This is a genomic window from Gulosibacter macacae (assembly GCF_003865375.1).
GTDB lineage: Bacteria > Actinomycetota > Actinomycetes > Actinomycetales > Microbacteriaceae > Gulosibacter > Gulosibacter macacae.
Genome location: NZ_RQVS01000002.1, coordinates 135196 through 147404, shown reverse-complemented (window position 1 = coordinate 147404; position 12209 = coordinate 135196). Strand labels below are relative to the sequence as shown.

Genomic DNA, 12209 nt, shown 5'->3' with positions numbered 1-12209 from the left:
ACGCTACTTCTCGACGGGCTCCCAACCGGCGAACTGCCAGCCGGTGTAGCCCTCAGCGAGGAACTTGCGGCCGGCCTCCGAGTCGGTGACGGTGCGCAATTCCGCGATGCGGCGGTTGTGGTCGTAGCTCGTCTCGTTGGGAGCTGCGTGGAGCATCGAGGTCATCCAGTACGAGAAGTGCTGGGCCTTCCAAATGCGCACGAGCGCATCCTCTTCGTAGCTGTCGAGGAAGGCGTCGCCGCCGCCCGCGTAGTGCTCGCGCAGCGCGCGGTTAAGGAGGACGACGTCGGCCACGGCCACGTTCATGCCCTTGGCACCGGTCGGCGGCACCGTGTGAGCCGAGTCACCAACAAGGAACATCGGGCCGTTACGCAGCTTCGCCGCAACGAACGAGCGGAAGCGGAGCACATCGCGCTGGAAGATCGGCCCGCGCTTGAGCTCAGTGGCAGGCACGCGAGCCTGAAACTCATCCCAGATCTCGTCGTCGGTCATCGCATCGACCGGCATCTCGGGGTCGCACTGCAGGTACATGCGTTGCACGGTCTCGTTGCGCTGGCTAATGAGCGCGAAGCCGCGCTCCGAGGCGGCGTAGATGAGTTCGGGGGCACTCGGTGCGGCCTCGGTCAGGATGCCGAACCAGGCGAAGGGGTACTCGCGGAAGTGGCCCTCGCGGCGGGCGCCATTGACGAGCGCGCGCGAGATTCCGCGGGTGCCATCGGCGCCGACAACAAAGTCGCAGACGATCTCGAGGGGCTCGCCGTCCTTGGTGGTGGCGAGGATGCGCGGGGTCGCGGTGTCGAGGTCGACGACGTCGTTTGCGGTGACCTCAAGACGGATATCAGCGTTGCGCGCATCCGCGGCGACGAGGAGGTCGATGAGCACTTCGTGCTGCGGGTAGAGGTAGACGGCCTGGCCGACGAGCGCTTCGAAGTCGATGCGGTGACCGGCACCGTCAAAGTCGAGTTCGATGCCCTCGTGGCGGTAGCCGGCGGTGCGGGCGCGGTGGTTCGGCACGATGGCGTCGAGCACGTCGATCGTTGACTGCTCGAGGATGCCGGCGCGGATCGTCTGTTCGATGTCTTCGCGGGTGCGGGTGTCGATGATGACCGACGAGATGCCCTCGCGCTCAAGCATTTCGCCGAGCAGGAGGCCTGCGGGACCGGCGCCGATGATGCCGACCTGGGTACGGATGGTGGTCATGACGTCTCCTTTGACTGACTGAAGCTGCTCCCCGACTGGGTACTTGCGAAAGTCTTGGCTACGCGCAGGCGATCTGGTCGAGCATTCCCATTCATCGGGAAGAAAATTCGGGTACCGCACCCGCAGGTTAGTTCGCGACGCCCTCGCGGCCGGCGATCGCCGCCGTGATCTCTTTGGCGCCGCGCACGAGTACGGCGAGGGCCGCATCCGGGTTTGGGTACTCGCGCGGCAAGACCGCCGAGAGCGCCGCAATGACGCGACCCGAGCCGTCGTCAACCGGCACCGCGATGCCGAGCGAGTGATGCTCGATCGAGCCGAGCGCGCGCACGTGACCACGCTCACGAACATGCGCGAGCGTGCGTCGCAGCTGATCGGGATCGGTGATCGTCTCGTCGGCGACGGGCAAGAGGGGACCTGCCAGGATGCGCTCACGCACCTCAGCGGGCGCGTACGCAAGGAGCACAAGCCCCGACGAGGAGGCGTGGAGCGGTAGCCTTCCGGCCACGCGAGTGATGTTTGCGCCCGACGAGGCTCCGCTCAGACGCTCGATGAACAGTGCCGAGTCGCCTTCGAGCACCGCGAGCTGGGTGTGTTCGCGCAAGCGCGCCTGCACCCGTCCCATGCTCGGCAGTGCGAGGCGACGCAATTCGAGCGCTCGAGAGCCGCGCGTCGTGAGCTCCCACAGGTGCATCCCAATGCGAACTTCGCCCGACTCGTCTCGTTCAAGCAGGCCCCGTTCAACGAGTTCACCGACGAAGCGATACGCCGTCGACAGCGGCAGGTCCGCGCGGCGCGCGAGGTCTGCGATCGTCTGCGTCGGGCGGCCGGTGTCAAACGACTCGAGCACGCGCACGAGGCGGTCGAGCATGGAGTCACCGGATGCGGAATTGGCCATAGCCTCGATCTCAGCGCATTTCGCCGCGACTTGCCTGCATTCGCGCGGCCGTGGCGCATACCGCGAACTAGCATGTGGGCACCGCATCCAACCCAACCGCGTCGAAGGAGACCCAGTGGCAGGAGGCAGCGGCGAGCCTGGGCGCACCGTGACCTCGAAGGTGCTCGCGATCCTCGCCGCATTCGAGTCGGGCCAGCGCTCGTTGAGCCTCACTGACCTGGCGGCAACGGCGGGGTTGCCCCTGAGTACCACGCACCGACTGGCCGCAGAGCTCGAGGAATGGGGCGCAATTTCGCGCGATGCGAACGACCGCTATCAGGTTGGGCTGCGGCTCTGGGAACTCGCGCAAAACGCCGGTCGAGCCCTGCGCGACACCGTACGGCCGTACCTCCAAGACCTCTATGCGCTGACCGGCGAAACCTCGCACCTCGCCATTCGCGACGGCATGGACGTGCTCTACATCGACCGCATCTACGGGCTGCGCCGAGTGCCTCGCGCCTCCCGCGTCGGAGGCCGCTTGCCTATGCATGCAACCGCAGTGGGCAAGGTCATCCTCGCTCACGAGACTCCCGAAGTGCGCGAGGCGTATTTGCGTCGGCCGCTTGAATCACGTACCCCACGCACGGTGACTGACCCGAAGCTGCTGCGGCTTGAACTCGATCGCATCCGCAAGCTCGGATTCGCAATCACCATCGACGAGGTGCGCGCCGGCTCCTGCTCGGTCGCGGTGCCGGTGTTTCACACCGGCCGCATTGGAGCCGGTGTTGGGCTCGTGATGCAAACCGCAACCGCATCCCAGCTCACGGCGCATGTGCCCACGTTGCGAAATGTAAGCGAACGCATCGAGCGGGCGACGACGCCTATTCCGCTTGAGTCGCTACTGCGCTCAGGTATGGATGTGGGAGCTGCGGCCCGAACAAAGCCGTCGGCGAGCAGTCCATCGCCCGAGTAGCACCGTCGCAACTGCAGGATTCGGGAGGCCGGCCTAGAAACTCGTTTCCACTGAGTGGAATTTGCATAGTGGCGATCGATCGCACCGCGCCCACACTCATAGTCACCTTCGGGAGCTCAATGTAGAGCTCCTTCGGACTAGGAGAATGCATGTCATCGACGACGAGCGGATGCCCCGTCGCACACGGTGCGGCCGCGCACGGCTACGAACCCTTCGAGATGAAGAACCCCTTCCCTTCCTACGCTCGACTTCGCGATGAGGCTCCGGTTGTCTTCGACGAGCGAGTGGGGCTGTGGATCGTCACCCGCTATTACGACATCAAGGCTGTCTTCAACGACTGGGAGACGTTTTCGAGCGAGAACGCCCAGGCGCCGGTCCGCGAGCGCGGTGCCGAGGCCAAGCGCATCATGACTGAGGGCGGGTTCACGGCGTACTCGGGACTTAGCGCGCGCACTCCCCCGACGCACACTCGCATCCGCAGTGTCGTGCAGCGCGCTTTCACGCCGCGCCGATACAAGGTACTCGAGCCGTTCATCCGTGAGAACGTCGCCCGTCTCATCGATGGGATGCTCGAACGTGGCGCCAGTGACGCTGACATCCTGCGCGACGTCGCCTACGAGCTGCCGACCATCACCATCCTCACACTGATCGGCGAAGACCTCGCCCGCATCGATGACTACAAGCGCTGGAGCGACTCGCGCGCGGCAATGACCTGGGGCGATCTCAGCGATGAAGAGCAGGTGCCCCACGCTCACAATCTCGTCGAGTACTGGCAGCAATGCCTCGCGCTCGTCGAGCGGGCCCACCGAGAGGGTGGCGACAACCTCGTTGCTGACCTCGTTCGCGCCCAGGATGAGGGCGCCGAGATCACCGATCACGAGATCGCCTCGGTTTGTTACTCGCTCTTGTTCGCCGGACATGAGACGACGACCACGCTCATCACCAATGCCTGCCGAGTGCTCCTCGCCGACCGCAAGCAGTGGCAAGAGATTCTTGACGACCCCAAACTGATCCCCGGCGCGATCGACGAAGTACTGCGTTATTCGGGTTCGATCGTCGCTTGGCGCCGCAAGGCAACCCGCGATACCGAAGTTGGCGGTGTCGCCATCAAGGAAGGCGACGGCCTGTTGCTCGTCATGGGCTCAGCGAACCGCGACGAGAGCCACTTTGAAAACCCGGATGAGCTCGACATCCACCGCAAGAATGCGCGCGAGCACCTCTCGTTCGGCTTCGGCATCCATTACTGCCTCGGCAACATGCTCGCGAAGCTGCAGGCGAAGATCGCCCTCGAAGAGATCGCGACGCGCGCGCCCTACCTGGAGGCCGATCGCCCCGAGGACATCGAATTCCGAGAGAACATCTCGTTTCGCGTACCCACCTCTATGCCTGTGACCTGGGAAGGTGCCCGCGCATGACCATCGACACCCGCTACATCCAGTTCTTTGACGGCGGTACGCCTCCCACCCTCGCTGAACTTGGCGGCAAGGGCTCCTCGCTGGTCACCATGACCGCCGCCGGGATGCCCGTCCCTCCAGGATTCGTCGTCACTACCCACCAATTCGATGACTTCATCGCCGAAGCCGGCATCGCCGACGACATCCACCAGCTACTCGACGGACTCGACGCCAATAATGTCGACGAAGTTGAGCGCGTTGCTGCCCAGATTCGCGAAGAGATTACGTCTAAGCCGATGCCGCTGCACATTCGCGAGCAAACTATTGCCGCGTATGAGCAACTGCAGTCGAAGTTCGCCGAACCAGTGCCGGTCGCTGTGCGCTCGAGCGCGACCGCCGAAGACCTGCCGGATGCATCTTTCGCCGGCCAGCAGGACACCTACCTGTGGATCAACGGGTTTGACGAGGTCGGTATCCACATCCGCAAGTGCTTCGCCTCGCTCTACACGAGCCGCGCGATCATCTACCGCCTGCGCAACAACATTCCCAACGACGGACTTTCGATGGCCGTGGTTGTGCAAAAGATGGTGAACGCGAAGACCTCGGGTGTCGCGATGACCATCGATCCAGCCAACGGCGACCGCTCAAAGATCGTCATCGATGCCTCGTACGGCGTCGGCGAAATGGTGGTCTCGGGCGAGGTGACCCCCGACAACCTGCGCCTCGACAAAGTCACCCTGCAGGTAATCGATGAGCGCATCGGCGACAAGCACGCTGAACTCGTGGTTGATCCGGCCGGCTCGAAGCTCGTCCAGCGTGAGGTCAATGAGAAGCGCCGCGCCCAGCGATGCCTCTCAAGCGACGAGGTGCTCGCCGTAGCGAACCTCGCCAAGCGCGCCGAAAAGCACTATCGCGTCCCACAAGACGTCGAATGGGCCATAGACGGCGATCTGCCAGCCGGCGAGAACGTACTCCTGCTACAGGCGCGACCCGAAACGGTGCACTCGGCAAAGCCAAAAGCATCCCGCTCATCGAGTGGCTCGACACCCGCCACCGCGGCGTTCGACCTCTCCTCAGTCATGAAGTTCGCGGCTCCCCGCGTGAACTAACCGCAGCATCACCTGCATCCCAACGATCACCACATTCCTTAGCCATCGGGGCACACCGTCGTGCCCTCGAAAGGACCCTCATGTCAATGAAGTCGTTCCCGAAGCCGTCCGAGCTCCCGGTACCAGCCGGAGCCGAAGGCTGGGAGAAGATCTACCCCTACTACCTCGTCTTCCAAGACGCCCTGCGCGAAGAAGAGGATGCGAAGTTCTGGTTCTGCGACTCGCAGCACTGGCCCACCGTCTTCAAGCCGTTTGAAACCATCGGTGGTGAGTTCGCGGTCAAGTGCCTCGGCCAGTACAACGCCCGGCACCTGATCATTCCGAACGCGAACGGCATCGAGTTCCGCATCCACCTCGGCTACCTCTACATGAGCCCGGTGCCGGTGCCCGAAGAGCAGATTGCCGACAGGGTGCCGCACTTCCAGGAGCGCGTGGGCTACTACTTCGAAAACTGGCCGCGCCTGCTCGACCAGTGGCACTCGAAGGTACGCGGCACGATCGCCGAGATGGAAACGCTTACTTTCCGCAAGCCACCGGCCATGGTGCCGCTCGCCGATATTCGCGACGGTGTCGCCAAGGATGGTTCGGAGCAGCTGCTCGAAAACTACGACCGCCTCATCCAGCTCGCCTACCAGAACTGGCAGTACCACTTCGAGTTCCTCAACCTCGGCTACATCGCCTACCTCGACTTCTTCAACTTCTGTAAGGAGGTCTTCCCCTCTATTCCCGACCAGTCGATTGCCTCGATGGTGCAGGGCGTCGACATGGAACTCTTCCGCCCCGACGATGAGCTGAAGCAGCTCGCCGTGCTCGCCAGCCAACTCGGCCTGCAGGCAGCGTTCGAGAACACGGATGACGTTGAAGGCACCCTTGCCCGCATTGCCGCGACCCCGCACGGCACCGCTTGGCTCGAGCGTTACGAGCAGGCAAAGGAACCGTGGTTCAACTTCACCACCGGCAACGGCTTCTACGGCCACGACCAGTATTGGAACGAAAACCAGGAGATTCCGCTCGGGTTCATCGCCGACTACATTCGCCGCGTTGACCTCGGACAGGAAATCATGCGCCCGGTGGCCGCGCTTATCGAAGAGCGCGACCGCATCATCGACGAATACCGCGAGCTGTTGGAAGGCGACGACCTCATCGCCTTCGACCAGAAACGCGGCCTCGCAGCGCAGTGCTACCCCTACGTTGAGAACCACAACTTCTACATCGAGCACTGGACCATGGGTGTGTTCTGGCGCAAGGTACGCGAGCTTTCGCGCTTGTTCCACGCCGAGGGCTTCTGGGCCGAACCGAATGACTTGCTCTACCTCGGCCGCAACGAGGTGCGCGACGCCCTCTTCGACCTCGTCACCGCCTGGGGCGTTGGCGCACCCGGCGGCCCGATCGGCCCGGTGTACTGGCCCGAAGAGATCGAGCGACGCAAGGGCATCGTCGAAGCGCTCAAGACTGCCCGCCCGGCACCTGCGCTGAACACGCCGCCGGCGTCGATTACCGAGCCGTTTACCCGAATGCTCTGGGGCATCACCACCGAACAGGTCGAGCAGTGGCTCGCCGCCGGTGACGACCCGAATGCCGCTACCGGACTGCGCGGCATGGCCGCCTCGCCCGGTGTTGTCGAGGGCAAGGCCCGAGTCATCATGGATGCGAGTCAGCTCAGCGAGGTGCAGGATGGCGAGATTCTCGTCGCGCCGGTCACCGCGCCGTCGTGGGGCCCGATCTTCGGTCGCATCGCCGCCACCGTCACCGACATCGGCGGCATGATGAGCCACGCTGCCATCGTCTGCCGCGAGTACGGCCTGCCGGCCGTTACCGGTACCGGCTCGGCGTCAACCACGATTCGCAATGGCCAACTGCTGCGGGTCGACGGCACCAAGGGCACCGTTGAGATTCTCGACGAGCCGGCCGTAGCCGGGCCGAGCGCACATAGCCACAACCACGAGCACGGCCACGCCCATGTCTAACCCGACCACGGCTTCGACCGACGCGGCCGCAGTCGCCGGCGCCACCCTCATCACGGGTGCCGCCGGCGGCCTCGGCCGAGCCTTCGCTCTCGCCTTCGCTGAGCGCGGTGAACGCGTGGTCTGCGCCGACCGCAATGTCGATGGCGCGGCCGAGACCGCGAAGCTCATCAGCGAAGCTGGCGGCACTGCCACGAGTGTGTTCGTCGATGTCACCGATGCCGACAGCACTGCGCAGGCCGCAGCCAAGGCGGCCGATTTCGGAGGCGGAAGCATACGCATCCTGGTGAACAACGCGGCCATCTACGCCACCGTCACCCGCGCGCCATTCGAAGAACTCGACCCTGAAGAGTGGGACCTCGTCATGGGCGTCAACCTCAAGGGACCCTGGCTTATGAGCCGTGCAGTGAGCCCCTACCTCGGTGAGGGCTCCAGCATCGTCAATCTCTCGAGCGCCACCGTGTTTTCGGGGTCGGCCAACTGGGCTCACTACGTCGCCTCCAAGGGCGGTGTAATCGCGCTCACGCGAGTGCTCGCCAAGGAACTCGGCGAACGAGGCGTCACCGTAAATGCGGTGGCTCCCGGATTCACACTCACCGAAGCGAGCTACGGGCTCATGGCCGACGCTGCCAGCTACGGCGTCGACCGCGGCTCGCTGAAGCGTGCCAGCCAGCCCGACGACATTGTCGGTGCCGTGCTCTTCCTTACTGACTCTGCCAGCGGCTTCATCACTGGCCAGACTCTCGTCGTCGACGGCGGTCGGCAATTTATCTAACGGGCCACTCGACCAAATCTCGGCCCAACCTGACTTCGAAGGACAGCTCATGCCCCTCATCCAATTCACCGACCACGAAGGCACCACCCGCGAGATCGAGGGTGTCGCCGGCGACTCGGTCATGGAAACCGCGGTACGTAACGGTGTTCCCGGCATCGTCGGCGAATGCGGCGGATCGCTCTCCTGCGCGACCTGCCACGTGTTTGTGCGCGAAGACGAGCTCGACTCGTTGCCCCCGATGGAGGGCATGGAAGACGAGATGCTCTGGGGCACGGCCGTTGACCGCGCAGACAACTCACGTCTGTCGTGCCAGATCAAGCTTTGCGATGGCGTCAAGCTTCACGTGACGACCCCGGAAACGCAGGTCTGAGATGACTACCGACCACATGCTCATTATTGGCGCTAGCCAGGCAGGCGTGCAGCTCGCCGTGTCGCTACGCGGCGTGGGGTACGAGGGTGAGATCACCCTTCTCGGCGATGAAAATCACCGACCGTATCAGCGCCCCGCGCTCTCAAAAGAGTTCTTGCAGGGCACGATCGACAAAGAAAAGCTCATCTTCCGCTCAAACGAGTTCTGGGAGAACGAGGGCATCCGACTCATCAAGGATGAGCGCATCGAGTCGATCACCCGAGCCGATGACGGTTCGGGAGTGGCACACGCCCGCTCAGGTGCGCAATTCCCGTTCACCCGTCTCGCACTCGCTGTGGGCGCGCGGGCCCGGAAGCTCGATTTGCCCGGTGCCGAACTCCCCGGTGTGCTCACGTTGCGGAACGCCGATGACGCGCTCGAGCTCAAGTCGGTCGTTGATGACGCGAGCGATGTAGTGGTGATTGGCGGCGGGTTCATTGGCCTCGAGGCTGCTTCCAGCCTGCACGGTATGGGGAAGCGCGTCACCCTACTCGAACATGGGCCGCGGCTCGTTGGCCGTGCCGTTGGGCCGGAGACCGCCGACTATTTCCTCGAAGCCCATCGCCAGCGCGGTCTCGACATTCGCCTCAACGTGCGGCTTGCAGGTTTTCACGCGGATGCAGAGACTGGCAGGGTTGCCGAAGTCGAGCTCGAAGACGGTAAGCGCATCCCCGCGCAAATTGTGCTCGTAGGAATTGGCGTCATTCCGAACACCGAACTTGCCGAAGCGCTTGGTCTTGAGATCAATAACGGAATCGTGGTGGACGAGTACGCGATTGCCTCCGACGGCACCACGATCGCGGTTGGCGATGTAGCGAATATCCCAAACCCTGTGCCTGGCGCGCCAGCGGATGAACGCATCCGCCTCGAGAGCGTGAACAACGCCATCGAGCACGCCAAGGTCGCGGCCTACTCGCTTGTCGGTCGCCATGAGGAATATGTCGGTATCCCCTGGTTCTGGTCGAACCAGGCCGATCTCAAATTGCAGATCGCGGGTCTCAACCTCGGCTATGACCAGACGGTCATTCGCCAAGACCCCACTCGCGACAAGTTCACCGCGCTCTACTACCGCGACGGCCGCATCATCGCCGCCGATTGCATCAACTCACCGGTCGACTTCATGGCCGTCCGCGGGGCACTCACCCGCGGAGAACAGATTCCGGCTGACGAGGCAGGCGACATCGACGTCCCCCTCAAGAGCCTCCTTCGAAAGGCAGAGGCATGACCTTCACCGATCCTGCTACGACTGGCACATTCGCCGACAGCTACCGCGCGGCGCGCATCCCTGCGTCGGGTCCAATTGATACCCGACCAATCTCCATGACACCCGCGGACCGCGCGATGTTTGACCCGATCTGGCGTGCGGTGTTGCCCGAGACTCGGGCGCGCAGCAACGATATTCACCTGCCAATCTCGCTCGCTTACGCGGAGCGCCTGTGCGTGGCGCATCCCGAGGCAGATGCTGAGGTCGTGCTCGTCGCGACCCTCCTGCACGACACCGGCTGGGGCCGCGTCGACGAGTCGCGCATCATCTCGGAGGGATTCGCGGGCGATTGGCGCAAGGCTCGCATTCGCTACGAGCACGAACACCAGGGCTGCGAGATTGCTCGCGAAGTGCTGCCACCCCTCGGCTACAGCAACGATTTTATCGAGCGCGTCACCGCGATTATTGACGGTCACGACACCCGGCCCACCGCCTATTCGCTCGAGGATGCGCTTATGCGCGACGCCGATCGGCTCTGGCGCTTCGACCAGGTAGGAATTGCGCTCGCCTCGTCGTGGTTCGGTACCGACCCCACGAGCTATGTCGACCGGCTGCGCAGCGAGATTGTGCCCGAGCTCATCTCGCAGGCCGGCTACGAAATGGCCATTGCCGATCTTGAGCGATCGGCGGAACTGCTCCGCACTGAGGTGCTTCGTCCTGAACCAATTCGAGAGGACGCACAGTGAATTCGACCGTCTCGATTGTTCCTGAGCTGCGCGCCCGCGCCGCAGACCTCCCCTATCAGCACGTCGCGAACCACTTCATTGATGGTCAGTGGCGCACCGCCCACAGCAACGAACGCAACCAGGTGACTGACCCAGCAACTGGCGAGGTCTGGGGATCGGTGCCGAGCGGCGATGCGAGCGATGTTGACGCCGCGGTGGGCGCGGCGCGACGCGCATTTGACGACGGCAAGTGGTCAGGCCTCGCGCCTTCCGAGCGTGCGCAGGTGCTCTTGCGTATTGCTGACGAAATTGAACGCCGCGCCGATGAGCTTTCGCTCACCAACACTCGCGAAAACGGCTCGCCGGTGGCGGAGTCAAGTGGTGCGGCGGCGAATGCAGCGGGCATCTTCCGCTACTTCGCTTCGCTTGCGCCGCACCTTGAACGCGATGATGTGCGGCCGTTCCCGAACGGCGGGCCAACGGGCCGCTCACGCTCCATTGTTCGGCAGGACCCGGTCGGCGTCTGCGCCCTGATTGCCCCGTGGAACTTCCCGATCAATCTGGTCGTGATCAAGCTCGCGCCGGCACTCCTCGCCGGGTGCACCGTGGTGATCAAGCCGGCCTCACCGACGCCGCTGTCGATTCGCTTCATTGTTGAGGCGGCCGTGGCCGCTGGTGTGCCGGCCGAAGTGATCAACCTCATCACCGGTTCAGGCCGCATGGGTGATGCACTCGTTCGTCACCCTGGCATCGACAAGGTGGCGTTCACCGGCTCAACACCTGTCGGTCGCAAGATCGCGGCTGCGGCTGGGGAGCTTCTGCGACCGGTCACGCTTGAACTTGGCGGCAAGTCAAGTGCGATCGTGCTCCCAGACGCGGATGCGGCGACGCTTCAGCAGCGCCTCATCCGTTCTTGCCTGCGCAACACCGGCCAAACCTGCTACATCTCGACCCGCATCCTTGCGCCAGAGTCGCGCTATGACGAAATCGTCGATCTCGTCACCGAAACTATTGGGCAGGCACCGCTCGGCGACCCGTTCGACCCGAACACGGTCTTCGGACCTGTCGCCAACCGGGCCCAGTACGACACGGTATTGAGCTACCTCGAAGCCGGCTTGGCGGAGGGCGCGCGAGCGACGACGGGTGGCCGACCCGCCCAGCTCGGCGGCCACCTTGCCGACGGATTCTTCATCGAACCGACGGTCTTCGCCGACGTCACCCCCGAGATGCGTATCGCTCGCGAAGAGATCTTTGGACCAGTGCTCACGGTGCTGCGCTACCGCGATGTCGATGAGGCGGTTGCGCTCGCTAACAACACCGAGTTTGGTCTCGGCGGAATAGTGTTCGGCGCTGATGAGGATGCAGCGCAGGCCGTGGCAGAGCGCGTCGACTCGGGCTCGGTAGGCGTGAACTTCTTCGCCTCGAACCACTCGGCACCCTTCGGTGGTCGGCACGATTCTGGTCTCGGAGTTGAGTACGGCCTGGAGGGGCTTGCCGCCTACCTCAGCCCGAAATCAATTCACCGGCTTTAGATCGCTGCCCTAGGCCACGACGCGTATTGGCCGCCACGCATGATGCGTGG

At 63.8% G+C, this 12209-nt stretch carries 11 protein-coding genes; 9 read left to right on the top strand and 2 right to left on the bottom strand.

Going from position 1 to position 12209, the window contains the following annotated elements:
* Window positions 1–3: 3 nt before the first annotated feature.
* Together EG850_RS02210 and EG850_RS02205 are read right to left on the bottom strand one after the other, a co-directional pair.
* Complete coding sequence (locus tag EG850_RS02210) at window positions 4–1200, bottom strand: 4-hydroxybenzoate 3-monooxygenase (RefSeq protein ID WP_124969402.1); 1197 nt, start codon at window positions 1198–1200, stop codon at window positions 4–6.
* A gap of 127 nt (window positions 1201–1327) precedes the next feature.
* Complete coding sequence (locus EG850_RS02205; RefSeq protein ID WP_124969400.1) at window positions 1328–2095, bottom strand: IclR family transcriptional regulator; 768 nt, start codon at window positions 2093–2095, stop codon at window positions 1328–1330.
* A 115-nt stretch (window positions 2096–2210) separates the two neighbouring features.
* Between EG850_RS02205 and EG850_RS02200 the strand changes: the two genes are divergently transcribed.
* From EG850_RS02200 to EG850_RS02160, 9 genes are all read left to right on the top strand, one after another.
* Entirely contained in the window at window positions 2211–3047 is an 837-nt protein-coding gene (locus tag EG850_RS02200) for an IclR family transcriptional regulator (RefSeq protein WP_124969398.1), read from the top strand.
* A 149-nt stretch (window positions 3048–3196) separates the two neighbouring features.
* Window positions 3197–4462 (top strand): cytochrome P450, encoded by a 1266-nt coding sequence (locus EG850_RS02195; protein ID WP_124969396.1) that lies wholly within the window; start codon window positions 3197–3199, stop codon window positions 4460–4462.
* Window positions 4459–5550, top strand: a complete 1092-nt coding sequence (locus tag EG850_RS02190) for a PEP/pyruvate-binding domain-containing protein (protein WP_124969394.1) — start codon at window positions 4459–4461, stop codon at window positions 5548–5550. The genes EG850_RS02195 and EG850_RS02190 overlap by 4 nt, the downstream gene beginning before the upstream one ends.
* An 80-nt stretch (window positions 5551–5630) precedes the next feature.
* Window positions 5631–7517, top strand: coding sequence for a PEP-utilizing enzyme (locus tag EG850_RS02185; RefSeq protein WP_124969392.1), 1887 nt, complete (start codon window positions 5631–5633; stop codon window positions 7515–7517).
* A complete protein-coding gene (locus tag EG850_RS02180) occupies window positions 7510–8289 on the top strand; it encodes an SDR family NAD(P)-dependent oxidoreductase (protein WP_124969390.1) in 780 nt (259 codons plus the stop codon). Before EG850_RS02185 ends, EG850_RS02180 begins: the two co-directional genes overlap by 8 nt.
* 49 nt (window positions 8290–8338) lie before the next feature.
* The gene (locus EG850_RS02175) at window positions 8339–8659 is read left to right on the top strand and encodes a 2Fe-2S iron-sulfur cluster-binding protein (protein ID WP_124969388.1); all 321 of its coding nucleotides are present in this window, start codon (window positions 8339–8341) and stop codon (window positions 8657–8659) included.
* Window position 8660: 1 nt separating this feature from the next.
* Window positions 8661–9923: an NAD(P)/FAD-dependent oxidoreductase gene (locus tag EG850_RS02170; RefSeq protein WP_124969386.1), complete on the top strand. Its 1263-nt coding sequence runs from the start codon at window positions 8661–8663 to the stop codon at window positions 9921–9923.
* Window positions 9920–10648: an HD domain-containing protein gene (locus EG850_RS02165; protein ID WP_124969384.1), complete on the top strand. Its 729-nt coding sequence runs from the start codon at window positions 9920–9922 to the stop codon at window positions 10646–10648. Before EG850_RS02170 ends, EG850_RS02165 begins: the two co-directional genes overlap by 4 nt.
* Window positions 10645–12159 (top strand): aldehyde dehydrogenase family protein, encoded by a 1515-nt coding sequence (locus EG850_RS02160; RefSeq protein WP_124969382.1) that lies wholly within the window; start codon window positions 10645–10647, stop codon window positions 12157–12159. The genes EG850_RS02165 and EG850_RS02160 overlap by 4 nt, the downstream gene beginning before the upstream one ends.
* The last annotated feature ends 50 nt before the right edge of the window (window positions 12160–12209 follow it).

Bases quoted from the DNA above. Each gene is read 5' to 3' on its own strand.
- EG850_RS02210 (WP_124969402.1), bottom strand. From the start codon at position 1,200: ATGACCACCATCCGTACCCAGGTCGGCATCATCGGCGCCGGTCCCGCA.
- EG850_RS02205 (WP_124969400.1), bottom strand. From the start codon at position 2,095: ATGGCCAATTCCGCATCCGGTGACTCCATGCTCGACCGCCTCGTGCGC.
- EG850_RS02195 (WP_124969396.1), top strand. From the start codon at position 3,197: ATGTCATCGACGACGAGCGGATGCCCCGTCGCACACGGTGCGGCCGCG.
- EG850_RS02190 (WP_124969394.1), top strand. From the start codon at position 4,459: ATGACCATCGACACCCGCTACATCCAGTTCTTTGACGGCGGTACGCCT.
- EG850_RS02185 (WP_124969392.1), top strand. From the start codon at position 5,631: ATGTCAATGAAGTCGTTCCCGAAGCCGTCCGAGCTCCCGGTACCAGCC.
- EG850_RS02180 (WP_124969390.1), top strand. From the start codon at position 7,510: ATGTCTAACCCGACCACGGCTTCGACCGACGCGGCCGCAGTCGCCGGC.
- EG850_RS02175 (WP_124969388.1), top strand. From the start codon at position 8,339: ATGCCCCTCATCCAATTCACCGACCACGAAGGCACCACCCGCGAGATC.
- EG850_RS02170 (WP_124969386.1), top strand. From the start codon at position 8,661: ATGACTACCGACCACATGCTCATTATTGGCGCTAGCCAGGCAGGCGTG.
- EG850_RS02165 (WP_124969384.1), top strand. From the start codon at position 9,920: ATGACCTTCACCGATCCTGCTACGACTGGCACATTCGCCGACAGCTAC.